Origin of the sequence: Kitasatospora sp. NPDC001309 (genome assembly GCF_042896295.1) — a bacterium.
Lineage (GTDB): Bacteria > Actinomycetota > Actinomycetes > Streptomycetales > Streptomycetaceae > Kitasatospora.
This window is the reverse complement of sequence record NZ_JBIAXC010000071.1, coordinates 1-26,050: the sequence shown is the minus strand read 5'-3', so window position 1 is coordinate 26,050 and position 26,050 is coordinate 1. Positions and strand designations below refer to the sequence as shown.

Genomic DNA, 26,050 nt, shown 5'->3' with positions numbered 1-26,050 from the left:
GACCTGATGCCGATCTGCCCGAGGGGCCACGAGTCGCAGGCCGAGGACTGGTGCGACTTCTGCGGCTTCCCGATGACCCCGCCGGCCCCGGCGCCCGGCGCCCACGGGGGCTACCCCGGCGCGCCCGCCGGACACCCGCAGCACGGCGGTGCGGCCTTCGGCACGCCGCCGCCGCCCCCGCCGGGGGCCGTCCCGCCGCCCCCGCCCGGGGCGTTCCCACCGCCCGGCGGCTACCCGCCGCCCGGTGCCTTCCCGCCGCCGGCCGGCCCCGGACTCACCGAGGGCCTGGCCGTCTGCCCGATCTGCCGCAGCCCGCAGACCGGGCGGTTCTGCGAGGAGTGCGGCTACGACTACGAGCTGTCCGCGCCCTCCGGCCGCCAGGCGCCGGCCGGCGGCGCGCCCTCGCCGGGCCCGGCCCAGCCCCCGCCGCTGAACATCCCGGCGGCCTACGGCGGAGCCCCGGCCCCGCAGCAGCACCAGCCGCAGCAGCACCAGGCCCCGCAGCAGCACCAGCCGCAGGCCCCGGAGTACCAGCCGCAGCCGGAGTACCCCCACACCTACGGCTACCCGCCGCCGGAGGGCGCCTTCCCGGAGGCCCCGGTCCGCGAGGACTCCGGCCCGGTGTACGCCCAGCCCGCCGGCCCCGGCCCGAACACCCGCGGCGGCGACTTCGGCACGTCCTTCCACCTGGCCCCGCCGCAGGCCCAGCCCGGCGCCCAGCCGGAGCCCGCCCCGGCCGGGCCGGTGCGCAGCAACTGGATCGCGGTGGTCTCGGCCGACCGCGACTACTTCACCGACATGATGGCCCGCAGCGGCCCCGAGGCGGCCGGCCTGTTCTTCCCGCCGTACTGCCCCGAGCGCCGCATCCCGCTGACCGGCCGCGGCCAGCTGCGGATCGGCCGGCGCAGCCAGCACCGGGGCACCGTCCCGGAGATCGACCTGTCGGTGCCGCCGGAGGACCCGGGCGCCTCGCACCAGCACGCGCTGCTCGCCGAACAGGCGGACGGCAGCTGGGTGCTGGTGGACCAGGGATCGACCAACGGAACCACCGTGAACGGGGGCGAGGAACCGATCTCCCCGAACACCGCCATCCCCCTGGGCGACGGCGACCGGATCCACGTCGGCGCCTGGACGACGATCACGGTGCACCGCGCCTGACCTGCGCTTTGAGCATTCGTCAGGGGTAACTCCGGCCGGGCCGGGCGGAATTCGCTTTTCCGCCCGGCCCGGCTTTTCCGGTGCCTCCCTCAGGGAATCCACAAATTCCCGTCCCCGGTGTGCACAAGACGCCCCATGAGCCCTATTCTCTGGCTTCATGACTGCTGCTATATCCGCTGACGGCATCCGCCAGCGGTACGGGGATGTGCAGGCCGTCGACGGGGTGTCGCTCACCGTCGAGGTCGGCGAGTTCTACGGGATCCTCGGTCCCAACGGGGCCGGGAAGACCACCACCATGGAGATCCTGGAAGGGGTCCGCAAGCCCGACGAGGGCCGGGTCGAGCTGCTGGGGATGGCCCCCTGGCCGCGCAACCCGAAGCTGCTGCCGCGCATCGGCGTGCAGTTCCAGGCCTCCGCCTTCTTCCGGAAGCTGACCGCCCGGGAGACGATCCGCACCTTCGCGTCGTTCTACGGGGTCGGCCCCAAGCGGGCCGACGCGATGCTGGAGCGGGTCGGGCTCTCGGACAAGGCCGAGACCCTCACCGACCAGATGTCCGGCGGCCAGGCCCAGCGCCTGTCGATCGCCTGCGCCCTGGCCCACGACCCGGAGCTCGTCTTCCTGGACGAGCCCACCACCGGCCTCGACCCGCAGGCCCGCCGCAACCTCTGGGACCTGCTGCGGGACATCAACGCCGAGGGCCGCACCGTCGTCCTGACCACCCACTACCTGGACGAGGCCGAGGTGCTCTGCGACCGGGTCTCGATCATGGACCACGGCAAGATCCTGCACACCGGTGCCCCCGCGGCGCTGATCCGCGAGATCGACGACACCGTCCGGATCAGCGTGGCCTCCGGCCAGCTGCCGGTCGAGCGGGCCCGCGAGCTGCTGGCCGCGGCCGGCGCCGACGTCGCCACCCTGGAGGACGACACCGTCTCGCTCTCCGTCTCCACCCGCCTTCCGGCCCCGGTGCTCAGCGTCCTCGCCGAGCAGAACGCGCTGCGCGGCCTCGAAGTGCGCGGCGCCACCCTGGAGGACGTCTTCCTCCAGCTGACCGGACGGGAGTTCCGCGCATGACCAGCACCTCCACCGAGCCGAAGGTCCCCGCCCAGCGCGGCGGCTCGGCCGGCTCCGCCGACGGGCGGGAGCGGGTCAGCGCGTTCTGGAGCCTGTCCCGCGCGATGCTGCTCGGGATGAAGCGCGACCGCACCGCGACCTTCTTCGTCCTGCTGTTCCCGCTGGTCTTCCTGGTCTTCTTCGGCTCCGTCACCAAGGGCTCCGCCAGCCCGCACGCCAAGGTCGCCCAGGTCGGCGCGGTCAAGCTGTTCGACTCGATCCAGGGCGACGAACGGGCCGGCCTGGACAAGGTCCTCACCATCACCAGGACCGACGACGAGGCCGGCACCCTGGAGAAGGTCCGCAAGGGCGACTTCGACGCGATGATCAGCCAGGGCCCGGACGGCAAGGTGGAGCTGCGCTACACCGCCGCCGACCAGGTCAAGGCCGGCGCGGTCCAGGGCATCCTCAACTCGGTCGTCCAGAGCGCCAACCAGGCCGCCACCCACCAGCCGGCCGCCTACGTGCTGGACTCCCAGCAGGTCGAGGACCAGTCGCTCAAGCCGATCCAGTTCCTCACCCCCGGCCTGCTCGGCTGGGCCGTCGCCACCGGCGCGGTCTTCGGCGCCGCGCTGACCCTGGTCAACTGGCGCAAGTCCAAGGTGCTGCGGCGCCTGCGACTGGCCCCGATCAGCGCCGGTGCGGTGGTCAGCTCCCGGATCGCGGTCTCGCTGGTGACCGCCTTCCTGCAGACCACCGTCTTCCTGGTCGTCGCGACGAGCTTCTTCGGGCTCAAGCTCACCGGCAACTGGTGGCTGATCCTGCCGCTGGTGGCCTGCGCGACGCTCGCCTTCATGTCGATCGGCCTGCTGGCCGGCTCGGTCGCCAAGACCGAGGAGGCCGCGAACGGCATCTCGCAGCTCATCGTGCTGCCGATGTCCTTCCTGTCCGGCTCGTTCTTCCCGCTGGACGGCGCCCCGGACTGGTTGAAGACCGTCTCCCAGGTCATGCCGCTCAAGCACCTGGTGTCGGCCGCCCAGTCGGTGCTGACCCGCGGCGGCGGCGCCATGGACGCCCTGCCCGCCATGGGCGGACTGCTGCTCTTCGCGGCCGTGTTCACCGGCATCGCCTGGAAGCTGTTCAAGTGGGAGGACGCGTAGCCGTCCGCGCACTGCCCTGACCACTCAGGCCCGACGGGGTCGTACGCCTTTCGTCCCGGTGTACGGCCCCGTCGGCGTCTGCGACCATGGTCGGGTGACAGAGATCGGACGAGGCACGTTCAGCGAGGAGACCTTCTTCGAGCAGGTCGGCGGTGAGGACACCTTCCGGCGCCTGACCCGCCGCTTCTACGAGGGCATCGCCGAGGACGAGTTGCTGCGGCCGATGTACCCCGAGGAGGACCTCGGACCGGCCGAGGAGCGGATGGCGCTGTTCCTGATGCAGTACTGGGGCGGCCCGCGCACCTACAGCGACCGGCGCGGCCACCCGCGGCTGCGGATGCGGCACGCGCCGTTCAAGGTCGACAAGGCCGCCCACGACGCCTGGCTCACCCACATGCGGGCCGCCGTGGCGAGCCTGGAACTGCCCGCCGAGCACGAGCGGCAGCTGCTGGACTACCTGGTCTACGCCGCCGCCTCGATGATCAACACCCCGGGCTGAGCGTAGGCCTGCCGCTACCGCAGCAGGATCAGCGCAGCGGGCTGAGGCCCAGCCCCGCGCCCGGCGCGGCCGCGGTCCGCACCACCACCGAGCCCACCGGGGAGCTCAACCGCAGCCAGCCGCCCGCCCGGTGCACCGAGAGCGGCGCCTCGGGGCTCAGGAAACCGATCCGGTACGAGGCGTGCACGGCGCGCAGCGGCAGCTCCGGCAGCACCGAGACCGGGCGGGACCACACCTCGTCCGCCAGCCGGTCCAGCACCGCGCGGGTGCGGTGGTGGGCCGGGACGGCCTCACTGCGCTCGCGGAACTCCCCCACCGCCGCCATCAGTTCACGGCACACCTCGGCCGCCGGCGGGGTCCCGACCGGCCGCCAGCCGACCCGCGGCGGCAGCAGCCCGGCCCAGGCCGGGCCGGTCACCGGCGCGGGCAGCGCGACGGCGCCGGAGTCGGCGTCCACGCCGTCCAGCAGCTGGCCCGCGGAGACGGTCAGGTCCACCGGCTCGTCCAGGCGGTCCAGCCGGGCGGTGCGGATCGCCAGCACGCCGGACTCGCCCAGCGGCAGCCGTCCGAAGACCGCCAGCACGCCGTCCGCCGCGGCCGGGTCGACCGCCTGCAGCCGCACGGCCGCCGCCTTGTCGAAGCGCAGCAGGCGCAGCAGGAAGGCGGAGAGGTCGGCGGCCTCACCGGTGTCGGTCAGGGCGAGGCGGGCGGTGACGGTCAACGCGGCTCAGCTCGAATCGGTTCGGGGGTCCAGGGACTTTCAGACTGCCGCGCCGACCGGGGCCTCGTCCATGAACCGGGAGAGGAACTCCCGCTCCACCGGCGAGATCCGGCGCGGCCGGCCCGCGGCCAGGTCGTAGGGCACCACCACGGTGGAGGCCCGGACGTACACCGTCTCGGAGCCGTCCTCGTGGACGTCCTTGATGTCGTAGGAGACGGTCAGCGAGGCGCTGCCGATGTGCGTCACCCGGGTCTCCACGGTGACCGGCTCCGGCCGGTGCACCAGCGGGCGCTTGTAGTCGATCTCGTGGCGGGCCACCACCGAGCCGCCCGCGAACTCCCCGGCGCCGGCCTCGGCGGCCTGGGTGAACATGAAGTCGATCCGGGCCTCCTCCAGGTAGCGCAGGAAGACCACGTTGTTGACGTGCCCGAAGGCGTCCATGTCGGACCAGCGCAGCGGGCAGGCGTAGATGTGGCGAGCCACGGGTGTTCTCCTCGGTGTCCGGTCGCCCGCCGCCGAACCTCGGTGACGGGCCGCGGCCCGGCAGGCCGCCCCCGGGGGGCAGTCTGCCGGGCCGTTGTGACAGCTGGGTGTCAGCCTCGGGTCAGCTTCTTGTACGTGGCCCGGTGCGGACGGGCGGCGTCGGCGCCCAGTCGCTCGATCTTGTTCTTCTCGTACGACTCGAAGTTGCCCTCGAACCAGAACCACTTGCTCTCGCCCTCGTAGGCGAGGATGTGGGTGGCCACTCGGTCCAGGAACCAGCGGTCGTGGGAGATGACCACGGCGCAGCCGGGGAACTCCAGCAGGGCGTTCTCCAGCGAGGAGAGCGTCTCGACGTCGAGGTCGTTGGTGGGCTCGTCGAGGAGCAGCAGGTTGCCGCCCTGCTTGAGGGTGAGCGCCAGGTTCAGGCGGTTGCGCTCACCGCCGGAGAGCACGCCGGCCGGCTTCTGCTGGTCCGGGCCCTTGAAGCCGAAGGCCGACACGTAGGCGCGGGACGGCATCTCGACCTGGCCGACGTTGATCCAGTCCAGACCGTCGGAGACGACCTCCCAGAGGGTCTTCTTCGGGTCGATGTTGGCGCGGCTCTGGTCGACGTAGCTGATCTTGACGGTCTCGCCGACCTTGACCTTGCCGGAGTCCGGGGTCTCCAGGTCCTGGAGCATCTTGAACAGCGTCGTCTTGCCGGCGCCGTTCGGGCCGATGATGCCGACGATGCCGTTGCGCGGCAGGGTGAAGCTGAGGTCGTCGATCAGGACCTTCTCGCCGAAGGCCTTGTTGAGGTTCTCGACCTCGATGACGACGCTGCCCAGGCGCGGGCCCGGCGGGATCTGGATCTCCTCGAAGTCCAGCTTCCGCATCTTGTCGGCCTCGGCCGCCATCTCCTCGTAACGGGCGAGGCGGGCCTTGGACTTGGCCTGGCGGCCCTTGGCGTTGGAGCGGACCCACTCCAGCTCTTCCTTGAGGCGCTTGGCGCGCTTGGCGTCCTTCTGCCCCTCGACCTTGAGACGGGACTGCTTGGTCTCCAGGTAGGTGGAGTAGTTGCCCTCGTACGGGTAGGCGCGGCCGCGGTCGAGCTCCAGGATCCACTCGGCCACGTGGTCGAGGAAGTACCGGTCGTGGGTGACGGCCACGACGGTGCCCTTGTACTTGGCCAGGTGCTGCTCCAGCCAGTTCACCGACTCGGCGTCGAGGTGGTTGGTGGGCTCGTCGAGCAGCAGCAGGTCGGGGGCCTCCAGCAGCAGCTTGCAGAGCGCCACGCGGCGCTTCTCGCCACCGGAGAGCTTGGTGACGGCCCAGTCGCCGGGCGGGCAGCCCAGGGCGTCCATGGCCTGCTCCAGCTGGGCGTCCAGGTCCCAGGCCTCGGCGTGGTCCAGCTCCTCCTGGAGCTTGCCCATCTCCTCGAGCAGGGCGTCCGAGTAGTCGGTCGCCATCAGCTCGGCGATCTCGTTGAAGCGGTCGAGCTTGCCCTTGATCTCCTTGACGCCGTCCTGGACGTTCTCCAGGACCGTCTTGGTCTCGTCGAGCGGGGGCTCCTGGAGGAGCATGCCGACGGTGAAGCCGGGCGAGAGGAAGGCGTCGCCGTTGGAGGGGTGCTCCAGGCCGGCCATCATCTTCAGCACGGTGGACTTACCGGCACCGTTGGGGCCCACGACGCCGATCTTCGCCCCGGGGAGGAAGCTGAGCGTCACGTCGTCAAGGATGACCTTGTCTCCGTGCGCCTTGCGCACCTTGCGCATCGTGTAGATGTATTCCGCCACGTGAGATCGCTCCGGCGTCGTCGGGAGTATTCGTCTTGCAGCGTTCCATTGTGCCGCACCCGGCCGGGAGCCCCGAACCGCCGGGGTGACCCCACCGGGGTATCCGCGCCGGGATGTTCGCCCCGGGGGTGTCCGCGCCCGGGGCGCGCGCACCAGGCCCGGGCCGGGCGCGGGCCGGGCGCGGGCCGGGAAACGCGACGGCCCGGCTCCCCGCAGCTGGTGCGGGGAGCCGGGCCGGGCTCCGCTCGTTCGGGGCCCCGGGAGGTCAGCGCCTCCCGGAGCACCGCTCAGGCGGTTCGGACCGTTTCAGACGGTTCAGGCGGTTCAGGCGGTGGTGCGACCGTGACGGCCACGGCGGCGCAGGACGAAGACCGCGGCGCCACCGGCCACGACCAGGCCACCGGCGACGGCGGCGAGGATCGGGGTGGAGTCATTGGCACCGGTCTGGGCCAGGCCACCGGTGCCCGGGGCGGCGCTGGTGGTCGACGGGGCCGGGTGGGCGGCACCGGAGCTCGGGGTGCCCGAGGGGGTGCCCGAGGGGGTGGCGGTGGTGGTGCCGCCGCCGGTCGGGGTGGTCGGGGCACCGGTCGGGGTCACGCCGGTCTTGCAGTCGAGGACCCCGGTGAACTTCTTGGAGTAGCCGTTCGGGCCGGTGACGGTGATGTCGTACTTGGTCTTCTCGGCGACCTTGACCAGCACGGTCTCGGTCTTGCCGGGCTGCACGGTGACCTTCTGGCCCGGCTGCACGGTCACCTCGGCCGGCTGGTCGCCGGTGTTGGTGACGGAGACGCGCACGCCGCCGTTGGCGCACTCCTCCTTGGCGGAGCTGTCGACGATCGCGCCCTGGCCCTGCTTCCAGGTGGCCTGGCCCGCGGCCGCGACGCTGAGCTTCTTGGAGCCGGCCAGGATCATGGTCTGGCTGTGGTTGCCCTGGTCGTCCAGGCCGCTCATGAAGACCCGGCCGCTGAGGACGGTGGTGTCGGCGGTGGCCTTGAGCACGGCCTTGCCGTCCGGGGTGCCGCCGGGGACGTCCAGGAACAGCTGGGTGTCCTTGGCGACCGGGCCGGCCAGCGTGCCGTTGACCGGCTTGCCGTCCTTGTCCAGCACCTTGATCTTGTCGGCGGCGTCGCCGGAGACGGCGAGCTTGACCTCGTTGGCGCTGGTGTTCAGCACGAACGGGCCGAGCTTGGCGCCGGACTTGCCGGAGACGGAGTCCGGGGTGAGGGTCAGCGAGGGCTTCGGCTCGGCCGCGACGCCCTTGTTGGCGTCACCCGTCAGGTAGTCGCGCAGCTTCTTGGCGTGCTCGTTGCGCGGGGTCGCGGTCTTGTTGTCCGAGAACTTCCAGATCGCGGACTGGGTGCCCGCGGCGGCGTCCTTCTCCGAGAGCTCGGTGTCGCCGATCGCCTTGCGCAGGGCGTCGATCGGCACCTGCGGGTACGAGTTCTCCAGGATCCAGCGGATCTTGGGGGCGTTCGCGTTGCCGTTGAGGGAGCTCGCGGACCAGTCGGCCTCGTGGTACTTGGCCTTGCTGTCCAGGTACACCGGGTTGTCGAAGTCGATGCAGTAGGTCTGCAGCAGCTCGCCGGAGGCCGTCTTGAGGGTGAACAGGCCCGCGTCGACGCTGTCCTTGCCCTGGACGTCGACCCGCTCGCCGAACATGTCCGGCTGGACGATCGCGGTCACGCCCGACGCGGGGGCGTCAGCCGCGACCGCCGCACCGGCCGCGAACAGTCCTCCGCCCAGCCCGATGCTGGTCGTGAGCATGACAGTGGTTATGCGGGACAGACTCCGCCCCTGCCGCTTGAACATCTGGGATCCCTCCGGAGCGGGCTTGCACCGAGTGGGCAGCCCGCCGACTTGCCGTGCCGCGCGTGCCCCCTGTGGCACTGCTGCGGGTGTGAACCAAGTGAATCCTATTGAGCCCCGGAGGCCCCGAAACCCCCATGCGAAATCAGGACGATTCCGTATCTGGATCGTTATCAACCCTCTCAGGTTCCACACAAGCTGACGTACCGACAGAATCTTTGCGCGACTTTCCGTTATCCGGACGAGATTGCGCGTGCGGGCGCAACGACGTTCTCGATCAACATATTTGTCGACAGGGAAGGTCACCGACCGGTCAGCCCAGCAGCGCCCGGTCTTCACCTCCCCGCTCCCCCTCGGACACCTCGCCCTGCTGCCCCGTCACCGCCCGCGCACCCGGCGGCGGCTCCGGCCGAGCGGGCACTGAGGCCAGCGCCGAAGCCCGGCGCGACTCCAGTGCGTCGACGATCCACCCCGGCACCGGCTCGCCCGCAGGCTTCGCGCCGGGCGGTTCCGCCGCGCCCGGCGGCTGCCCGCGCACACCCGCCGCCCAACGGAACGCCGTGGTACCCCGGGTGAGGTCGTGTCCGATCGACCGGGCGTCGATCTCGACCCGACTGTGCTTCACCTCCCCTTCCGTCCACTCCCGCACCCGCAGCCGACCCGTCACCAGCACCGGCTCGCCCTTGGCCAGCGAGCCGATCAGGTTCACCGCGAGCGCCCGCCAGGCCGTCACCCTCAGCCACTGCGTCCCGCCGTCCGCCCAGCAGGCGCGCTCGCGGTCGTACCGCCGCTCGGTGCAGCCGAGGAGGAAGTCCGCCATCGGCACCCCGCCGGCGGTTTCCCCGTAGCGCACCTCGGTCGCGACATTGCCGATCACCGTCACCTGAACCTCGTTCACAGCGCACTCCCCGTTCTCGCCGACGCACCGTACGGAATCGAGCGGTGCGAGTTCAGAGTGCGTCCCGGAAGAAATCACGACCACCCGGTTCCGAAATCCTGTGGACAACTAGTAGGCCGATCGGCAGGGTGAAAAACGGCCGTCACTCACAGGGGTGAATTTCGGCCTTCGCACACCGCTCGGGTACCATCTCTTCGCGGTCATGACAACAAACGGCCAGATCGCGGCCACCCCCGCAGCACGGCGGAACACCCGGGCCGGGCCGTCCGCGCACGTCATCACGCCGGAGCGAGCCGAATAGGACCCCCCACCCGCACCGGCGGCGGGACATTCTCCGTGTCGAATCCATAACGGGTGGGGAGGCAGCCCCGTAACGACTGCACAACGTCCGGCCCGGAACTGTCCCAGACCGCTGCACACACGGTCTCCACCTGCGATTATCGGACCGCTCCACCGAACCGACACACCAACGACGGTGTCGTCACACCCGGCCGAGGAACTGGACACCCTTATCCTGTCCCCGACAGGGCGAGGGCCCACCAACCCCCACCCCCACCCTCAGGTACGGGGCCGGACAACGTGCGCGCCCAGCGCTCGTCGCCCGATCCCGGCCACGGTCACGCCCGCCAGGGCGCCGTCCGTCCCGCCCCCATAGCTCAGCGGATAGAGCACCCGCCTTCTAAGCGGTAGGTCGCAGGTTCGAATCCTGCTGGGGGCGCCACCCTGCGAATTTCCGCAGGCCATCGCGCCCGTGAGTACTTTCCGTGGCGGTTTATCACCTCCGGGTAATCCAGCACCCACCGCGCATAACCCGTGACAATGCGTGTCATGACCGCCGCGAAAGCCGGTCGGGCGGAAAACCGGAATTCCGGGCGAATCCCCCACCCTTGAACGAAACAGCCGCCCGAACGACCGACCGGCGAAATCCGACAAAAGCCGGACAGAGGCGCCCGGGACGCCTCACCCCGGGGCCGGAACCCGGCTCGCGACCGAACTGCGGCCGAGCCGCGGCGGGCCCGCGGTCGAACTCTCGCCACCCAGGAGGGGACTAACCGACCAGCCCCGTCAGATAGGCGTCGAGCAGCGCGATCTGCCGCTGCGCCGGGAACTCCGCCGGGGCGAACAGCGACTGCACCACCAGCCCCAGCACGAAGGCCTGCGCGCCCGCCGCGAGCCCGGCGGGATCGGCGCCGGCCGGGAGCTCGCCGAGCCGCTGGGCGTCCGCCACGTGCCCCGTGAGCGCCACCCGCGACCGGGCGTAGCGCCCCGCATGCGCGGCCGCCAGTTCCGGGTCCGCCAGGGCGACGTCCCAGGAGCTGACCCAGATCCGGTTGCCGGACTCGGTGGCCTCGTCCAGCGGCAGCACGTCGAGCAGTGCGGCCCGCAGGCGGGCCAGCCCTTCGGGCGGCGGCGGGGTGCCGTCGGCGGGCGCCAGCCGGCGGGGCCGGGCGGCGGAGCGGCGGTCGAGCTCCTCCAGGGCGTGGCTCAGCAGCGCCCGCTTGTTCGGGAAGTAGTGCGTCAACAGCCCGGTGGAGGCACCCAGTTCCGCCGCCACCGCGCGCAGGGTCAGCCCCTCGAAGCCCTTGGCGGAGAGCACCCGCCACACCCCCTCGGAGACTTCCGAACGGCGGGCGTCATGGTCTCCACGGGCTGGCGTCATGGGGGCTATCGTACATACCAAACGTTTGTTATGAATGATCCGAACGACCCACCCCACTCCCTCCTCCACTCGCGCCCCACCCCCTCCCCCACTCCCGCCGCGCGCACCCCGTCGCACCACCCCGAGAGGCCCGCCCGTGTATTCCGTCCCGCTCGCCGAGAACGCCGAACTGCGCCCGCTGGAACCCTGGCAGGCCCCCGAGTTCCTGGCCCACATCGACCGCGCCCGCGCCCACACCGACCCGTGGATCCCGTGGGCCACCCGCACCACCGACCTGGACTCGGCCCGCGCCACCCTGCAGCGCTACGCCGACGGCCAGGCCGCCGACTCCAGCCGGATCTACGGCATCTGGCGCGACGGCACGCTGGTCGGCGGCGTGATGTTCGTGCACTTCGACACCCGGAGCGGCAACTGCGAGATCGGCGCCTGGACCGAGCCGGCCGGCGAGGGCGGCGGGCTGATCACCGCCGCCGTCCGCCGGCTGCTCGACTACGCCTTCACCACCCGCGGCCTGCACCGCGCCGAGTGGTGGTGCTCGGCCGCCAACGCCCGCAGCCGGGCGGTGGCCCAGCGGGTCGGGATGCAGCGGGAGGGCGTGCTGCGGGAGTGGTTCCTGCACAACGGCGTCCGCCACGACAAGGAGATCTGGGCGGTCCTGGCCTCGGAGCACACCGCCACCGGGGCCTGACGGCCCGCCGACCCCTCCTCGGCGTACTCCTCGGCGCCGGCACGGGAAAGCGGAGCGGGGCCCGGTGGACACCCCCGTGGGTCCACCGAGCCCCGCTCCGCCGTCCTCCCCCGCCCGGCTCCGCCAGGCCCCGGCGGCCCCGCTCAGGCCGCCAGCACCGGCCCCTCGGCCGCCGCGGGAGTCTCCGCGGCCCCAGTGGCCCCAGCGGCCCCAGCGGCCCCAGCGGCCCCTGCGGCCTCCACCGCCGCCGGCTCCGCCGTGCGCAGCCGCAGCGCCAGCAGCAGCACCAGGACCATCACCCCGCCCGCCGACAGGAAGACCACGTCCACGGCGTCCGTGAAGCTCCGCAGCGCGTGCTCCCGGGCCGCGCCGGTCATCGTGCGCACCGCGGAGAGGGAGCGCCCGGGCTCGGCGGCCTCGAACACCCGGGTCAGCACCGTGCCGAAGAGCGCCGCGCCGAGCGCGTTGCCGAGGGTCTGGAAGAACCGGACGCCGGTGGTGGCGACGCCGAGCTGCTCGCGCGGGGCGGTGTCCTGCACCATGGTGATCAGCTGCCCGATCAGCTGCCCGAACCCGGCTCCCAGCAGGGCGAGTTCGGTGCCCACCGCCCACAGCGGGGTGTCCGGGCCGCTGAGCCCGAGCAGGGCCAGGGCGAGCACCGAGACGCCCGAGCCGACGATCAGGAAGGTGCGCGGCTGGTGGCCGCGGGCGATCAGCCGGGTGGCGAGCAGGCCGACGCCGGTCATCCCGGCGGCCATCGGCATCAGGTAGAGGCTGGCCGTGGTCGGGGCGATCCCCCGGGCGATCTGCAGGTAGATCATCACGTAGACGATCGCGCCCATCATGCCCATCCCGACCAGGCTTTGGACCGCGAAGCCGATCCGCACCACCGGGATCCGGAACAGCGAGAGCGGGAGCACCGGCTCGGCGGCGGTGGCCTGGCGCCACAGGAAGAGGCCGAGCGAGGCGAGGGTGGCGGCGGAGAGCCCGAGGATCACCGGGGACGTCCAGGCGTAGTCCTTGCCGCCCCACTCGGTGACCAGCAGCAGCCCGGTGGCGAAGGCGGCGGCCAGGGTGGCGCCGAGGAAGTCCAGGCCGCGCCGACCGAGGTCGCGCGGCAGCTTGATCACCAGGGCGACGCCGACCAGCACGAGCAGGCCGAGCGGCACGTTGAAGTAGAAGATCCAGCGCCACCCGAGGTGGTCGGTGAACAGCGCCCCGACCAGCGGGCCGACCGCCATGCCGAGCCCGGCGACGATGCCGCCCATCGCGCCGCCCTTGCCGCCCTTGCGCTCCTGCGGGTCCTGGAGCTGGGCCATCACCACCATGGTCACGCTCATCAGCCCGCCGCCGCCGATGCCCTGGACGGCCCGGAAGGCGATCAGCTCGCTCATCGACTGCGCGGCGCCGCAGAGCACCGAGCCGAACAGGAAGGTGCCGACCGCGCCGAGCAGCACCCGCTTGGCGCCGTACACGTCGCAGAGCCTGCCGTAGAGCGGGAGCAGCGCGGTGGCCGCCAGCGAGAAGGCGCTGACCAGCCAGGGCAGCCGGTCGACGCCGTGGACCGGGTCGAGGTCGCGGACGATCGGCACGGTGGCCGCCGAGACGATGTTGGCATCGAGAACGGCCAGCACGATCGTCACCAGGCAGAGCAGCATGCCGAGTTGGCGCTGGGCGGTGGTCATCAGGGTGGATCCGGCCCGGCCGGGTGCGGGCGGGGCAGCGGGTGTGTGCGGGGCAGCGGGTGCCATCGGGAAGTCCCCCCGGGGTGTGTGGAGTCGGCCCCGACCGGTGCGGTCCGGCGGGCTCGGCACCACCATGGCAGGAGTTTTGGACTGGGTCAATTCTTCATCCAGACCAATCTTTAATCCCGACACATCTTTCTGCTCGGTCTAGCTTTGATCCTGGTACAGTCTTCGCATGGCGACCCACCACGGCTTGGACCTCGGCCCCGACCGCGACCTCGACGCCCTCCCGCTGCGCGAGCGCAAGAAGATCCAGACCGGCGTCCGGATCTTCCGCGCGGCCATCGGCCTGTTCATCGAACGGGGCTTCGACCAGGTCTCGGTGGCCGAGATCGCGGCCGCCGCCGAGGTCTCCAAGATGACCGTGTTCAACTACTTCCCGACCAAGGAGGACCTGGTCCTCGGGCCGATGGAGCAGCACCTCGACGAGCCCGCCCGGGTGGTGCGCGACCGCGCCCCGGGCACCTCGGCGGTGACGGCGCTGCGCGAGCACTTCCTCGCCGCCCTGGAGCGCCGGGACCCGGCCACCGGCCTGAGCGACGACCCGGTGGTGCTGGACGTGATCCGGCTGATCCACGCCACCCCGGCGCTGGCCCTGCGCGCCACCGCGGCCTTCGACCGGCGCGCCCAGAGCCTGCTCGCCGACGAGCTGCGCGACCAGGACCCGGCCCACGACGAGCTGACCGCCCGGGTCGCCGCCGCCCAGCTGCTCGCCGTCCGGCTCACCCTGATCACCGGCAACCACCTGCGGATGCTGGCCGGCGAGCGCGCCGCGGACGCCCTGCCCGGCGCCCTCGACGAGGCCCGGCGCGCCTTCGCCACGGTCGAGCACGGCCTCGGCACGTACTGCGCCGGACCGGCCCGGGGGAGCGCGGACCCGGCCTGAGAGAGTGGGCGCACCACGACCGACGCCGGAGGTGCGCATGGACCAGCCGCTGCTCACGCGGGACCGCTCCGCCCTGCCCGCCCGGGCCGAGGGCCTGAACGCGTACGTCGGCGAGGACGGCGTCGCCGTCCTGGAGTTCGCCCGCCCGCACCGCCGCAACGCGGTGACCCTGGCGATCTGGCGGGCGCTGCCCGAGGTGCTGGACCGGCTCGCCGAGCGGCCGGGCGTCCGGGCCCTGCTGCTGACCGGCGCCGGGAACACCTTCAGCGCCGGCGCGGACATCACCGAACTCGCCGAGGTGTACGGCGATCCGCGGCACGCGGACGCCTACCACGCGGTCAACGTGGCCGCCGAGGAGGCGCTCGCGGCCTTCCCGCACCCGACCCTCGCCGTGGTGCACGGCGCCTGCGTGGGCGGCGGCTGCCAACTGGCCGTCGCCTGCGACCTGCGCTTCGTCGCCGAGGACGCCCGGCTGGGGATCACCCCGGCCAAGCTCGGCGTGGTCTACCCGGCGGTGCCGACCCTGCGGCTGGCCCGGCTGGTCGGGCCGGCCCGGGCCAAGTACCTGCTGTTCTCCGGCGAGTTGGTGCGCGGCCGGGACGCACTGCCGCTGGGCCTCGCCGAGCGGGTCCTGCCGGACGCCGAACTGGACGCCGCGGCACTGGAGTTCGCCCGGCTGCTGACCACCCGCTCGACCCAGACGATCGGCGCGGTGAAGGCCGCGCTGGCCGTCCCGGCGGAGCGGGCGGCCGAGGCGCTGGAGCCCTGGGAGCGGCGCTCGCGGATGGCCCCGGACGTGCACGAGGGGCTGGCCGCGTTCCTGGCGGGCCGCCCGGCGCGGTTCTGAGCAACGGCCCCGCGGGCCCTCCGGACGGACGGCGGCACCGCCGGCTCACGTACGATCGTGCGACCGGCGCCGAGCCGCCGACCGCCCTTCCCCACCCGGAGCACGCACCCCGATGACCACCGAGGCCACGGCCGCCCCCACCAGCCGGACGACCTGGGCCCGCCGGGTCACCGACGGCGTCGAGCCGAAGAACGTGATCATCGCGGTCTGCCTGCTGATCGGCGGCCTGCGCTACGGCTGGTCCGGTCTCGGCTGGGCCGCCTTCGCCGCACTGTTCGCGGCCGTCATCCCGACCCTGTTCATCCAGCGCGGCATCCGCAAGGGCACCCTGGAGGACCGCCACGTCGGCCACCGGCAGCGCCGGCTGACCGTCATCCCGTTCATCATGGGCTCGGTCGCCGTCAGCTTCGCGGTGATGATCCTGGCGCACGCCCCGCGCGACCTCACCGCGATGGTGGCGGCGATGTTCGCCTCGCTGGTGCCGATCCTGGTGATCACCGTCTGGTGGAAGGTCTCCGTGCACACCGCCGTGGCGGCCGGCGCGGTGGCCTGCCTCGGCATCGCGCTCGGCCCGCTGTGGCTGCTGCTCTACCCGCTGGTCGCGGTGATCGGCTGGTCCCGGGTGGTGCTGCGGGACCACACCACCGCACAGACGATCGTCGGTGCGGTGGTCGGCTCCCTCGCCGCCGGGCTGACCTTCTGGCTGGCCCGGTAGTCCCGACCCGGCAGCCCGACCCGGCCCCGGCCCCGGCCGGCGGATCGGCCCGGGCTAGCGGATCGGCATCCCCGAGACCGCCCGGGCGATCACCAGCCGCTGGATCTCGCTGGTCCCCTCGAAGATCGAGTAGATCGCGCTGTCCCGGTGCATCCGCTCCACCGGGTACTCCCGGGTGAAGCCGTTGCCGCCGAGGATCTGCATCGCCTGCGCGGTGACGAACTTGGCCGTCTCGCCCGCGTAGAGCTTGGACATCGAGCCCTCGGCGGCGGTGAACGGCTGGTTGTTGGCGGCCATCCAGGACGCCCGCCAGACCAGCAGCCGGGCCGCGTCGATCCGGGTCCGCATGTCGGCGAGCTGGAAGGCCACGCCCTGGTTGTCGATGATCGGGCGGCCGAACTGCTCCCGGGTCTTCGCGTAGTCCAGCGCGACCTCGTACGCGGCCCGGGCGATGCCGATCGCCTGCGCCCCGACGGCCGGGCGGGACGCCTCGAAGGTGGCCATCGCCGCGTTGCCCCGGCCGCCCGTCCGCTTGACGCCCTCCCGGGCCCGGGCCAGCCGCTCGTCCAGCTTCTCCTTGCCGCCGAGCAGGCAGCTGCCGGGCACCCGGACGCCGTCCAGCACCACCTCGGCGGTGTGCGAGGCGCGGATGCCGTGCTTCTTGAACTTCTGGCCCTGGCTCAGCCCGGGGGTGCCCGGCGGGACGACGAAGGAGGCCTGCCCCTTGGCGCCGAGCCCGGGGTCGACGGTGGCGACCACCACGTGCACGGCGGCGATCCCGCCGTTGGTGGCCCAGGTCTTGGTGCCGTTGAGCACCCACTCGTCCTTGGCCTCGTCGTACACGGCCCGGGTGCGCAGCGCGGAGACGTCCGAGCCGGCGTCCGGCTCGGAGGAGCAGAAGGCGGCCACCTTGACGTCGTCGGGGGTGCCGAACATCTGCGGGGTCCAGGTGCCGATCTGCTCGTCGGTGCCGTTGGCGAGCACCGCGACGGCGGCCAGCGTGGTGCCGACGATGGCCAGCCCGATGCCCGCGTCGCCCCAGAACAGCTCCTCCATGGCGATCGGGATGCCGACGCCGGAGGGGTCGAAGTACTGCTGGGCGTAGAAGTCCAGCGAGTAGATGCCCAGCTTGGCGGCCTCCTGGATGACCGGCCAGGGGGTCTCCTCGCGCTCGTCCCACTCGGCCGCGGCGGGGCGGATCACGTCGGCGGCGAAGCCGTGCAGCCAGTCGCGTACGGCGAGCTGGTCCGCGCCCGGGTCCAGCGAGAACGTGCTGCTCATGAGGGAGCCTCCGCAGAAGGGGTGACGACGCAGGGATGGCGGTGCAGGGATGGCGGTGCAGGAGTCACGACGCGGGGATCACGGCCGCCGGGTGCGACCCACCGGGGTGTTACCCCGGGTAACATCGTCGGAGTCTGCTACTGATTGGTAACCGGTGTCAACGCCCAGGCCACCCAGAATCCCGAGGAGCAGCGCATGTCCCGAGAGCCCCGCCGCGAGCAGCTGCTCAACGCCGCCGACCGGGTCATCCAGCGCGAGGGGCCGAGCGCCAGCATGAACGCCATCGCCGCCGAGGCCGGCATCACCAAGCCGATCCTCTACCGCCACTTCGGCGACCGGACCGGCCTGATCAGGGCCCTGACCGAGCGCCACACCGGCGGCCTGCTGGCCGCCGTCCGGGCTGCCCTGGCCGAGCCGCTGGAACGCCGCGACCGGGTCGAACACGTCCTGGACACCTACCTCGCCGGGATCGAGGCCCGCCCCCAGGTCTACCGGCTGCTCACCCACCCCGAGCCCGGCGACCCCAGCGGCGCGGGCAACGCCCTCGCCCCCGCGCTGCGGCAGATCGCCGAGGAGATCACCCGCGCCGTGCAGAACCAGGTCGACCTCGGCGCCGACCGCGACCTGCTCGCCGAGGCCTGGGGCCGGGGCATCACCGGCATGGTGCTGGCCGCCGGCGACTGGTGGCTGGAGACCAGACCCTGCTCGCGCACCCGCATGGTGCAGGCCCTGGCCGACCTGCTCTGGGGCCGGCTCGCCGCCGCCGCGGACCTGCCCACCGCCGTCCTGCCGCCCGCGGTCCTGCCGCCCGCCCCCGCCGAACCGAACGGCGACTGAACTCCCCCTCCGCGCACGGCCCTTGCCCCGCCCGGGCCGCACCGGGCCACCGCACCGGCCCCGTCCGCGCACGACCCTTGTGCCGGCCCGGGGAGCACGGGCATCATCGGGCCCCCACCCCCCGCCGTGCGAGGTCCCCGATGCGCCTGTGCCGCACCGCCGTCGCCCTGCTGCTCGCCGCCACCGCCACCCTCGGCGCCGCCGCCCCGGCCGCCGCCCACGGCGGCCCCCCGACCCGCCTCCCCAGCCACTTCCCCACCGGAACGGCCACCGGCCCGGACGGCCGCACCGCCCTCACCGACGACCGGGGCCGCCGCCTCCAGCTGCGCGGCGTCAACCTCGACAAGTACGCCGAGGCCACCCCGGCCGACCTCGACTCCGTCGCCGCCCAGGGCTTCACCCTGGTCCGGCTGCCGGTCTCCTGGACCAGGCTGGAGCCCGAACGCGGCCGCCTCGACCCCACCGAACTGCACCGGATCCAGGCACTCCTCGACCGGGCCGACCGCCTGGGCCTGCTCGTCCTGGTCGACTTCCACCAGGACGTCTACGGGCCGCGGTTCGGCGGCGGCACCAACGGCATCCCGCGCTGGGCCACCCGCGACGACGGCCTGCCCTTCACCCCCGACCCGAAGGACTGGTTCGCCGGCTACTTCCAGCCCGCCGTCCAGGCCGCCTTCCGCCACCTCTACGACGACCCCGACCTGCGCGCCTGGCAGGCCGACTTCTACACCCGGCTCGCCCGCGAACTGCGCGGCCACCGCTCCCTGTTGGGCTACGACCTGTTCAACGAGCCGTTCGGCCCGGTGGACGGCGACCCGACCGACCCGGCCGTGCTCGCCGCCGCCTCCGCCGCCCTGGAACAGGGCCGGCTCGCCGACATGTACCGCCGCCTGATCGCCGCCGTCCGCCGGGCGGACTCCCGCGCCTGGCTGTTCGTCGAACCGACCGTCCTGGTCGGCCAGGGCGTGCCCACCGCCCTCCCCGGCTTCACCGACCCCCGACCCGGCGCGCCCCGGCTCGGCTACGCCCCGCACTTCTACGACACCGCGGTGGAGAACGGCGCCGACTGGAACCCCGCCGACGGCTTCGTCGAGCAGTACGCCGCCGCGATCACCGGCTACCCGGCCGCCCACCACCTGCCCGTGCTGGTCGGCGAGTGGGGCCCGCCCGACTCCCGCACCCCCGGCAACACCCTGCTGGTCCGCCGCCAGGTCGCCGCGATGGACGGCTTCGCCGAGGGCTGGACGATGTGGTACTGGTGCCGGGGCACCGGCGGCTACTGCGCCCTCGACCCGGCCGGCCACCCGGCGCCCGGCGACGGCCCCGCCTTCGGCCCGTACCCGGCGGCCGTCCCCGGCACCGACGTCCGGACCGCCACCGGGGGCGACGCGGGCACCGCCACCGTCCGCTGGACGGCCGACGGCAGCGGCCGCACCGGCGAACTCGTCCTGCCGCCCGCCGCGTTCCCGCGCGGCGCCCGGGTCGCCGTCTCCCCCGCCGGCGCCCGGGTCGAGGTCGAGCAGCCCGCGGACGGCCGCGCGGGAACCGTACGGATCCGGCTCCCGCACGCACGCCCGGGCACGCCCGTGACGGTCACCCTCACCCCGCGCTGACCGGCCCGTCCCGTCGACCAGCCCGCCGACTAGCCCAGACCGCGGCGCTCCAGCAGCGGCGCGGTCTCCGGCGCCCGGCCGACCACCGCGCGGAAGGACTCCAGCGGGTCCCGGCCGAACCCGCGCGCCAGCAGCTCGCGCCGGAACAGCTCGCCGCTGTCCCGCACCGACCGCCCGTTGGTCTCGAACCACCGCACGGTGTCCGCGTCCAGCACCTCCGACCAGATGTACGCGTAGTACCCGGCGCTGTAGCCGCTGGAGAAGATGTGCTGGAAGTACGGCGTGCGGTAGCGCGGCGGGATCGCCGCCACCGCGAGACCGGCCTCCGCCAGCACCCGCGCCTCGAACTCCTCGGCGTCCTCGACCCGGTGGCCCTGCGGCAGAGTGTGCCAGGCCCAGTCCAGCAGCGTCGCCGCGAGGTACTCCACCGTCCGGAAGCCCTCCCCGAACCGTTCGGCCGCGGTCATCCGCTCGACCAGCTCGGCCGGCAGCGGCTCCCCGGTGGCGTGGTGGCGGGCGTAGTTGGCCAGCACCTCGGGCCGGACCATCCACATCTCGTTGACCTGCGAGGGGAACTCCACGAAGTCCCGCGGCACCGCGGTGCCCGCGAACAGCGGGTAGCGCACGTCCGAGAACAGCCCGTGCAGCGCGTGCCCGAACTCGTGGAACAGGGTGCGCACCTCGTCCCAGCTCAGCAGTGCCGGCTCGCCCGGCGCCGGGCGCGGGACGTTGAGGGTGTTCAGCACCACCGGCCGCCGCCCGGTCAGCCCGGACTGGCCCACCAGCTCGTCCATCCACGCGCCGCCGCGCTTGGACGCCCGCGCGTGGAAGTCCCCGATGAACAGGCCCAGCGCGGTGCCGTCCTCCTCGAACACCTCGAAGACCCGGGCGTCCGGGTGGTGCGCCGTCAGCTCCGGCCGCTCGGTGAAGGTGATCCCGTACGCGAGCCCCGCGGCGAAGAACACGCCGTCCACCAGCACCCGCTCCAGCTCGAAGTACGGGCGCAGCGCGGCGGTGTCCACCTGGTAGGAGGCCTGCCGCACCTTCTCCGAGTAGTACGCCCAGTCGTGCGCGGCGATCTCCTCGACGCCGTCCGCGGCCGCCACCGCGGCCAGTTCGGCGGCCTCCCGGCGGGCGTTCGCCACGGCCGGCTCCACCAGCCGGGCGAGCAGCCCGGACACCGCCTCGACCGTCCCGGCCGTCTCGTCCGCGACGACGTGGGCGGCGTGGTTCGGGAAGCCCAGCAGCGCGGCCCGCTCGGCGCGCAGCCCCGCCATCCGGATCGCCAGCGGCCCGTTCTCCGCGCCGGCCCGGGCGAGCGAGGCGGCCAGCAGCCGCTCGCGCACCGACCGGTCGGCCAGCTGGGCCAGCTCGGGCTGGGTGGAGGTGCTCTTCAGGCTGAGCACGTACCGGCCCTCGTGGCCGAGCACCCGGGCGTTCTCGGCGGCCCCGGCGATCGCCCCCTCGGACAGCCCGGCCAGCTCCTCGGCGGTGTCCACGACCAGCGCGGCGGCGCGGGTGGCGGCGTTCACGTTCTGCTGGAACGTCGTCCCCAGCGCGGCGAGTTCGGCGTTCAGCTCGCGCAGCCGGTCCTGCTCGGCCGCGCCCAGCCGGGCGCCGGAGCGGACGAACGCGGTGTACCAGCGCTCCAGCAGCCGCAGCGACTCCGGGTCCAGTCCCAGGGCGGCCCGGTTCCCGTGCAGCGCCTCGATCCGGGCGAACAGCCGCCGGTCCAGGTGGATCGCGTCGTGGTGGGCCGCGAGCAGCGGGCTGACCTTCGCCTCCACCTCCTCCAGCAGCTCGGTGGTGTCGGAGGAGGACTGGTTGCGGAACACCCGGTCCACCCGGTCCAGCAGCTCACCGGAGCGCTCCAGGGCCACCAGGGTGTTCTCGAAGGTCGGCTCGGACCGGTCGTCGGTGATCGCCGCGATCTCGGCCAGCTGCTCGGCCGTTCCGCGCTCGTACGCGGGCAGGTAGTGCTCCTCCCGGATCTCGGCGTAGGGAGGCAGTTCGTAGACCAGGGGGCTGGCCGCGAAGAACGGGTTCTCGGTCATTCCGCCGACCCTACGCGGTGTCACCCCGCGTGCCCATACGCCCCAGGTCATCGTTGTCAGACCCACCCGTTAACGTCGACCGCGCGGACCCCCGGTCCGCACACCCGCGCCCCACCCGTACACCAGCCCCGCACCCCCGGCCCGCCGCAGCACCGCCAGGACGCGCCCCAGGAGAGGAGACACCCGCCGTGGCCCCCAGAACGGCCCTCGTGCCCGATCAGCACGGCCCCGGCGGCCGCCTCCAGCCGCTCGACGACACCGGCCGGCCGCTCGGCCCGCCGGAGGCCGTCCGCGACCTCGCCGCGGCCGTCGCCGCCCTGGAGTCCGCCGACCGCCCGCGCTGGGTCTGGGCCGCCGCCGACTCCGGGTACGCCCCGCTGCTGCCCCGGCTGCCCGACCGGCTCGCCCGCTGCCACGACCTCCGGCTGGTCGAGGCGCTGCTGCTGGCCCACGAGGGCCGCTTCGGCGCGCCCCGCTCGCTCGGCGCCGCCTGGTCCCGGCTGCACGGCCTGCCCGTCCCGGACGACCTGCCCGAACCCGGCCTGTCCGACGCGGACGACGGCCAGGACACCCTGTTCGCCCCCGACCGGCTGCAACTGCCGCCCGGCGCCGACCCACTGGCCGCCGTGGTGGCCGTGCACGCCGAGCAGCAGCGGCGGATCGCCGCCGTCACCGACCCGGCCGCCCGGCAGCGCTTCCGGCTGCTGGTCGCCGCCGAGTCCGCCGGCGCCCTGGTGGCCGCCGAGATCGCCCACGACGGCCTGCCCTGGCGCTCCGACGTCCACGACCGGCTGCTCACCGACCTGCTCGGCCCCCGCCCCGCCGTCCCCGGCACCCAGCCCCGGGTGCTCGCCGACCTCGCCGTCGAACTCCAACAGGCCCTCGGCGCCAAACCGTTCAACCCCGACTCGCACACCCAGGTGCTGCGCGCCTTCGCCGAGGCCGGCATCCAGTTGACCTCCACCCGCTCCTGGGAGCTCAAGCGCATCGACCACCCCGCCGCCCAACTCCTCATCCGCTACAAGGAACTGGCCCGGATCCACGTCGCCCACGGCTGGGCCTGGCAGGACGCCTGGGCCCGCGGCGGCCGCTTCCGGCCCGAGTACGTGGTCGGCGGCGTGGTCTCCGGCCGCTGGGCCAGCCGCGGCGGCGGCGCCCTGCAGATCCCGCGCATCCTGCGCCGCGCCGTGGTCGCCGACCCGGGCTGGCTGCTGGTGGTCGCCGACGCCGCCCAGCTGGAGCCGCGGGTGCTCGCCGCACTCTCCCAGGACGCCGGGCTGGCCCGCACCGCGGCCGACGGCGACCTCTACGAGTCGCTCGCCGCCCAGGCCTTCCAGGGCGACCGCGACAAGGCCAAGCTCGGCCTGCTCGGCGCCATGTACGGGCAGACCAGCGGCGACATCGGCCCGCTGCTGAACACCCTGCGCCGGCGCTACCCGGCCGCGATGGGCTACGTCGAGGCGGCGGCCCGCACCGGTGAGGACGGCGGCGTGGTCACCTCCCGGCTCGGCCGGGTCTGCCCGCCGGCCTCCGCCGCCTTCCTCGACCTCACCGAGGCCGACGCCGGCGGCGAGACCGGCGGCCGCACCGCCCGCGCCCGCGGCCGCTTCACCCGCAACTTCGTCATCCAGGCCAGCGCCGCCGACTGGGCGCTCGCCCTGCTGGCGGCGCTGCGCCGGCGGCTGGGCGAACTGCCCGTGCCCGGCCCGGCGGACCGCCCGCACCTGGTGTTCTTCCAACACGACGAGGTGATCGTGCACACCCCGGCCAACCTGGCCGAGCAGGTGGCCGCCGCCGTCGCCGAGTCCGCCGACGAGGCCCGCCGGCTGGTCTTCGGCGACACCCCGGTGCGCTTCCCGCTCAGCACCGCGGTGGTGGACTGCTACGCCGACGCCAAGTGAGCGCCGCTACACCTTGCGGAAGGAACGCGCCTCCTCCGCGGCTGCGACCACCTCGGCCAGCCCCGCCCCGGTCGAGGCGGTGACGACCGCGGCCACCGCGCCCTCCACGAACGGCGCGTCCACCAGCCGCACCCCCGGCCGCGGCTCGTCCTCCAGCACGGTCACCGCGGTCAGCACCGAACTGCCGAGGTCCGGCAGCACCACCACCCCGGCCCCGCCGTCCGCCTCCACGACCGCCCCGGCGATCAGCTCGTAGCTGGTGCCGATCCCGCCGTCCTCCGTCCCGGCCGCGACCACCACCCGCACCCCGTCCGGGGCGAGTTCACCGAGCAACTCGCGCAGCCCCTCGGCCAACTTGGCACTGTGCGACACCAGAACGATTCCCACCCGTCCACTCATGCGCCCGACCCTAGGCCCCGCCCCACTGCTCCGGAAGGGTGAGCGGAACCGCGCGTGTCGCACCCCGTGCCCGCACCCCCCATCCGGCGTAGCGTCGGCCCCAGGCTGTTGCGTCCACACCGCGGTCACCCAAGGGAGCGAAGAACGTTGAAGAAACTGATCAACACCCCGGAGAGCGTCCTGGAGGACGCCCTGGCCGGAGTCGCCGCCGCCCACCCCGAGCTGGCGGTGGACATCCCCAACCGGGTGATCACCCGGGCCGCCCGCCCGGCCGGCCCCAAGGTCGCGCTGATCTCCGGCGGCGGCTCCGGCCACGAGCCGCTGCACGGCGGCTTCGTCGGCCCCGGCATGCTCGACGCCGCCTGCCCCGGCGAGGTGTTCACCTCCCCCGTCCCGGACCAGATGCTGGCCGCCGCCAAGGCCGTGGAGAACGGCTGCGGCGTCGTCTTCGTCGTCAAGAACTACACCGGCGACGTGATGAACTTCGAGCTCGCCGCCGAACTCGCCGCCGAGGAGGGCCTGGAGGTCCGCACCGTCCTGGTCGACGACGACGTCGCGGTCGAGGACTCCACCTGGACGGCCGGCCGCCGCGGCACCGGCGCGACCGTCCTGGTCGAGAAGACCACGGGCGCCCTCGCCGAACGCGGCGCCCCGCTCGACGAGGTCGCCGCCCTCGGCGAGCGCGTCAACGCCGCCTCCCGCTCCTTCGCGATCGCGCTCACCGCCGCCACCGTCCCGGCCGCCGGCAAGCCCGGCTTCGACCTGCCCGAGGACGAGATCGAGGTCGGCGTCGGCATCCACGGCGAGCCCGGCCGCCGCCGCGAGAAGCTCCGCCCCGCCCGCGAACTGGCCGCCGAGGTGGTCGAGACCATCCTCGCCGACCACCACCTGACCCCGGGCGACGAGGTGATCGCCCTGCTCAACGGCCTGGGCGCGACCCCACTCCTGGAGCTGTACGTGGTCTACGGCGAGGTGGCCGCCCGGCTCGCCGACCGCGGCATCACGGTGGCCCGCAGCCTGGTCGGCAACTACGTCACCAGCCTCGACATGGCGGGCTTCTCCCTCACCCTCACCAAGGCCGACGCCCAGCTGCTGGACCTCTGGGACGCCCCGGTCGACACCCCCGCCCTCAAGCGCGCCTGAACGGAGCCGGCATGGACTTCGACACCCCCCTCGCCGAGGCCTGGATCCGCGCGATCGCGACGGCCGTCGAACAGCAGCAGACCCTCCTCACCGACCTCGACTCGGCGATCGGCGACGGCGACCACGGCAGCAACCTCCGCCGCGGCTTCGCCGCCGCCCTCGCCGCCCTGGACGACCTCCGGCCGGACGGCCCCGGCGCCGTCCTCACCAAGACCGGCACCACCCTGATCTCCAAGGTCGGCGGCGCCTCCGGCCCCCTCTACGGCAAGGCCTTCCGCGCCATCGGCGCCGCCCTCCCCGGCCCCGCCGACCCGGCCACCCTCGCCGAGGCCCTGGCCGCCGGCCTGGACGCCATCCGCGCCCTCGGCAAGGCCGACCCCGGCGACAAGACCATCGTCGACGCCTGGACCCCCGCCGTCGCCGCCCTCCGCACCGCAGCCGCCACCGGCGCCGACCTCCCCGAAGCCACCGCAGCCGCCGCCGAAGCCGCCGAACAGGGCGCCCGCGCCACCACCCCCCTCCGCGCCCGCAAGGGCCGCGCCTCCTACCTCGGCGACCGCAGCACCGGCCACCAGGACCCCGGCGCCACCTCCACCGCCCTCCTCTTCCGCACCCTCGCCCAAACCACCGCCCCCTGACACCCCCCCCCCCCCCCCCCGGGGGGGGGGGGGGGGGGGCCGCCCCCCCCCCCCCCCCCACACACCCCCCCCCCCCCCCCACCCCCCCC

23 protein-coding genes and 1 tRNA gene are annotated in these 26,050 nt (G+C 73.6%); 14 read left to right on the top strand and 10 right to left on the bottom strand.

Annotation, left to right across the window (positions count from 1 at the left end; genetic code table 11):
- Nucleotides 1–6 precede the first annotated feature (6 nt).
- From ACFY2K_RS40760 to ACFY2K_RS40745, 4 genes are all read left to right on the top strand, one after another.
- Complete coding sequence (locus ACFY2K_RS40760; RefSeq protein WP_387717764.1) at nucleotides 7–1,158, top strand: FHA domain-containing protein; 1,152 nt, start codon at nucleotides 7–9, stop codon at nucleotides 1,156–1,158.
- Nucleotides 1,159–1,315: 157 nt separating this feature from the next.
- Entirely contained in the window at nucleotides 1,316–2,233 is a 918-nt protein-coding gene (locus tag ACFY2K_RS40755; RefSeq protein WP_387717761.1) for an ABC transporter ATP-binding protein, read from the top strand.
- The gene (locus tag ACFY2K_RS40750) at nucleotides 2,230–3,372 is read left to right on the top strand and encodes an ABC transporter permease (protein WP_380530027.1); all 1,143 of its coding nucleotides are present in this window, start codon (nucleotides 2,230–2,232) and stop codon (nucleotides 3,370–3,372) included. Before ACFY2K_RS40755 ends, ACFY2K_RS40750 begins: the two co-directional genes overlap by 4 nt.
- A 94-nt stretch (nucleotides 3,373–3,466) precedes the next feature.
- Nucleotides 3,467–3,871 carry a globin gene (locus ACFY2K_RS40745; protein ID WP_375896264.1) on the top strand — a complete coding sequence of 135 codons (405 nt, stop codon included), beginning with the start codon at nucleotides 3,467–3,469 and terminating at the stop codon, nucleotides 3,869–3,871.
- A 28-nt stretch (nucleotides 3,872–3,899) separates the two neighbouring features.
- On the opposite strand, the gene ACFY2K_RS40740 is transcribed toward ACFY2K_RS40745, so the two are convergent.
- From ACFY2K_RS40740 to ACFY2K_RS40720, 5 genes are all read right to left on the bottom strand, one after another.
- Nucleotides 3,900–4,592 (bottom strand): hypothetical protein, encoded by a 693-nt coding sequence (locus ACFY2K_RS40740; protein WP_375896267.1) that lies wholly within the window; start codon nucleotides 4,590–4,592, stop codon nucleotides 3,900–3,902.
- 39 nt (nucleotides 4,593–4,631) lie between these two features.
- Nucleotides 4,632–5,075, bottom strand: coding sequence for a thioesterase family protein (locus ACFY2K_RS40735; RefSeq protein ID WP_360242622.1), 444 nt, complete (start codon nucleotides 5,073–5,075; stop codon nucleotides 4,632–4,634).
- Between the two features lie 110 nt (nucleotides 5,076–5,185).
- Nucleotides 5,186–6,850 (bottom strand): energy-dependent translational throttle protein EttA, encoded by a 1,665-nt coding sequence (gene ettA / locus ACFY2K_RS40730; RefSeq protein WP_375896271.1) that lies wholly within the window; start codon nucleotides 6,848–6,850, stop codon nucleotides 5,186–5,188.
- Between the two features lie 324 nt (nucleotides 6,851–7,174).
- Entirely contained in the window at nucleotides 7,175–8,614 is a 1,440-nt protein-coding gene (locus ACFY2K_RS40725; RefSeq protein WP_380530024.1) for a Cys-Gln thioester bond-forming surface protein, read from the bottom strand.
- A 355-nt stretch (nucleotides 8,615–8,969) separates the two neighbouring features.
- Nucleotides 8,970–9,554, bottom strand: coding sequence for a single-stranded DNA-binding protein (locus ACFY2K_RS40720; protein ID WP_387717754.1), 585 nt, complete (start codon nucleotides 9,552–9,554; stop codon nucleotides 8,970–8,972).
- 645 nt (nucleotides 9,555–10,199) lie between these two features.
- Here ACFY2K_RS40720 and ACFY2K_RS40715 point away from each other — a divergent pair.
- A tRNA-Arg gene (locus tag ACFY2K_RS40715) sits at nucleotides 10,200–10,275 on the top strand.
- A gap of 327 nt (nucleotides 10,276–10,602) precedes the next feature.
- Here the strand turns inward: ACFY2K_RS40715 and ACFY2K_RS40710 are convergent.
- Entirely contained in the window at nucleotides 10,603–11,214 is a 612-nt protein-coding gene (locus ACFY2K_RS40710; protein ID WP_375896711.1) for a TetR/AcrR family transcriptional regulator, read from the bottom strand.
- A gap of 136 nt (nucleotides 11,215–11,350) precedes the next feature.
- On the opposite strand from ACFY2K_RS40710, the gene ACFY2K_RS40705 reads away from it, so the two are divergent.
- On the top strand, nucleotides 11,351–11,902 hold the full coding sequence (locus ACFY2K_RS40705) for a GNAT family N-acetyltransferase (RefSeq protein ID WP_375896709.1): 552 nt from the start codon (nucleotides 11,351–11,353) through the stop codon (nucleotides 11,900–11,902).
- 143 nt (nucleotides 11,903–12,045) lie between these two features.
- Here ACFY2K_RS40705 and ACFY2K_RS40700 read toward each other — a convergent pair whose 3' ends face one another.
- A complete protein-coding gene (locus ACFY2K_RS40700) occupies nucleotides 12,046–13,587 on the bottom strand; it encodes an MFS transporter (RefSeq protein ID WP_387717779.1) in 1,542 nt (513 codons plus the stop codon).
- 235 nt (nucleotides 13,588–13,822) lie between these two features.
- Here ACFY2K_RS40700 and ACFY2K_RS40695 point away from each other — a divergent pair, with 235 nt between their 5' ends.
- From ACFY2K_RS40695 to ACFY2K_RS40685, 3 genes are all read left to right on the top strand, one after another.
- Nucleotides 13,823–14,533, top strand: coding sequence for a TetR family transcriptional regulator (locus ACFY2K_RS40695; protein WP_380530019.1), 711 nt, complete (start codon nucleotides 13,823–13,825; stop codon nucleotides 14,531–14,533).
- A gap of 37 nt (nucleotides 14,534–14,570) precedes the next feature.
- Entirely contained in the window at nucleotides 14,571–15,380 is an 810-nt protein-coding gene (locus ACFY2K_RS40690; protein ID WP_387717751.1) for an enoyl-CoA hydratase/isomerase family protein, read from the top strand.
- A gap of 112 nt (nucleotides 15,381–15,492) precedes the next feature.
- A complete protein-coding gene (locus ACFY2K_RS40685) occupies nucleotides 15,493–16,095 on the top strand; it encodes a hypothetical protein (RefSeq protein WP_375896703.1) in 603 nt (200 codons plus the stop codon).
- Nucleotides 16,096–16,149: 54 nt separating this feature from the next.
- On the opposite strand, the gene ACFY2K_RS40680 is transcribed toward ACFY2K_RS40685, so the two are convergent.
- Nucleotides 16,150–17,376 carry an acyl-CoA dehydrogenase family protein gene (locus tag ACFY2K_RS40680; RefSeq protein WP_380404327.1) on the bottom strand — a complete coding sequence of 409 codons (1,227 nt, stop codon included), beginning with the start codon at nucleotides 17,374–17,376 and terminating at the stop codon, nucleotides 16,150–16,152.
- 195 nt (nucleotides 17,377–17,571) lie between these two features.
- Here ACFY2K_RS40680 and ACFY2K_RS40675 point away from each other — a divergent pair, with 195 nt between their 5' ends.
- The gene (locus tag ACFY2K_RS40675) at nucleotides 17,572–18,213 is read left to right on the top strand and encodes a TetR family transcriptional regulator (RefSeq protein WP_380530015.1); all 642 of its coding nucleotides are present in this window, start codon (nucleotides 17,572–17,574) and stop codon (nucleotides 18,211–18,213) included.
- 140 nt (nucleotides 18,214–18,353) lie between these two features.
- Nucleotides 18,354–19,826: a glycoside hydrolase family 5 protein gene (locus tag ACFY2K_RS40670; protein ID WP_387717746.1), complete on the top strand. Its 1,473-nt coding sequence runs from the start codon at nucleotides 18,354–18,356 to the stop codon at nucleotides 19,824–19,826.
- A gap of 29 nt (nucleotides 19,827–19,855) precedes the next feature.
- On the opposite strand, the gene ACFY2K_RS40665 is transcribed toward ACFY2K_RS40670, so the two are convergent.
- Entirely contained in the window at nucleotides 19,856–21,880 is a 2,025-nt protein-coding gene (locus ACFY2K_RS40665; RefSeq protein WP_380530012.1) for a M3 family metallopeptidase, read from the bottom strand.
- A 188-nt stretch (nucleotides 21,881–22,068) separates the two neighbouring features.
- Between ACFY2K_RS40665 and ACFY2K_RS40660 the strand changes: the two genes are divergently transcribed.
- A complete protein-coding gene (locus ACFY2K_RS40660; RefSeq protein WP_380530010.1) occupies nucleotides 22,069–23,781 on the top strand; it encodes a bifunctional 3'-5' exonuclease/DNA polymerase in 1,713 nt (570 codons plus the stop codon).
- Nucleotides 23,782–23,787: 6 nt separating this feature from the next.
- Here ACFY2K_RS40660 and dhaM read toward each other — a convergent pair whose 3' ends face one another.
- On the bottom strand, nucleotides 23,788–24,180 hold the full coding sequence (gene dhaM, locus ACFY2K_RS40655; protein WP_380594828.1) for a dihydroxyacetone kinase phosphoryl donor subunit DhaM: 393 nt from the start codon (nucleotides 24,178–24,180) through the stop codon (nucleotides 23,788–23,790).
- Nucleotides 24,181–24,327: 147 nt separating this feature from the next.
- Here dhaM and dhaK point away from each other — a divergent pair, with 147 nt between their 5' ends.
- Nucleotides 24,328–25,323 carry a dihydroxyacetone kinase subunit DhaK gene (gene dhaK / locus ACFY2K_RS40650; RefSeq protein WP_380530008.1) on the top strand — a complete coding sequence of 332 codons (996 nt, stop codon included), beginning with the start codon at nucleotides 24,328–24,330 and terminating at the stop codon, nucleotides 25,321–25,323.
- 11 nt (nucleotides 25,324–25,334) lie between these two features.
- Nucleotides 25,335–25,961 carry a dihydroxyacetone kinase subunit DhaL gene (dhaL, locus tag ACFY2K_RS40645; RefSeq protein WP_380594832.1) on the top strand — a complete coding sequence of 209 codons (627 nt, stop codon included), beginning with the start codon at nucleotides 25,335–25,337 and terminating at the stop codon, nucleotides 25,959–25,961.
- Nucleotides 25,962–26,050: the final 89 nt, after the last annotated feature.

Excerpts from the sequence above, each read along its gene's own strand:
- ACFY2K_RS40665 (WP_380530012.1), bottom strand. The coding sequence starts at position 21,880 with ATGACCGAGAACCCGTTCTTCGCGGCCAGCCCCCTGGTCTACGAACTG.
- ACFY2K_RS40700 (WP_387717779.1), bottom strand. The coding sequence starts at position 13,587 with ATGACCACCGCCCAGCGCCAACTCGGCATGCTGCTCTGCCTGGTGACG.
- ACFY2K_RS40750 (WP_380530027.1), top strand. The coding sequence starts at position 2,230 with ATGACCAGCACCTCCACCGAGCCGAAGGTCCCCGCCCAGCGCGGCGGC.
- dhaL (WP_380594832.1), top strand. The coding sequence starts at position 25,335 with ATGGACTTCGACACCCCCCTCGCCGAGGCCTGGATCCGCGCGATCGCG.
- dhaM (WP_380594828.1), bottom strand. The coding sequence starts at position 24,180 with ATGAGTGGACGGGTGGGAATCGTTCTGGTGTCGCACAGTGCCAAGTTG.
- ACFY2K_RS40675 (WP_380530015.1), top strand. The coding sequence starts at position 17,572 with ATGTCCCGAGAGCCCCGCCGCGAGCAGCTGCTCAACGCCGCCGACCGG.
- ACFY2K_RS40695 (WP_380530019.1), top strand. The coding sequence starts at position 13,823 with ATGGCGACCCACCACGGCTTGGACCTCGGCCCCGACCGCGACCTCGAC.
- ACFY2K_RS40760 (WP_387717764.1), top strand. The coding sequence starts at position 7 with ATGCCGATCTGCCCGAGGGGCCACGAGTCGCAGGCCGAGGACTGGTGC.
- ACFY2K_RS40690 (WP_387717751.1), top strand. The coding sequence starts at position 14,571 with ATGGACCAGCCGCTGCTCACGCGGGACCGCTCCGCCCTGCCCGCCCGG.
- ACFY2K_RS40710 (WP_375896711.1), bottom strand. The coding sequence starts at position 11,214 with ATGACGCCAGCCCGTGGAGACCATGACGCCCGCCGTTCGGAAGTCTCC.
- ACFY2K_RS40680 (WP_380404327.1), bottom strand. The coding sequence starts at position 17,376 with ATGAGCAGCACGTTCTCGCTGGACCCGGGCGCGGACCAGCTCGCCGTA.
- ACFY2K_RS40670 (WP_387717746.1), top strand. The coding sequence starts at position 18,354 with ATGCGCCTGTGCCGCACCGCCGTCGCCCTGCTGCTCGCCGCCACCGCC.
- ACFY2K_RS40725 (WP_380530024.1), bottom strand. The coding sequence starts at position 8,614 with ATGCTCACGACCAGCATCGGGCTGGGCGGAGGACTGTTCGCGGCCGGT.
- ACFY2K_RS40755 (WP_387717761.1), top strand. The coding sequence starts at position 1,316 with ATGACTGCTGCTATATCCGCTGACGGCATCCGCCAGCGGTACGGGGAT.
- ACFY2K_RS40685 (WP_375896703.1), top strand. The coding sequence starts at position 15,493 with ATGACCACCGAGGCCACGGCCGCCCCCACCAGCCGGACGACCTGGGCC.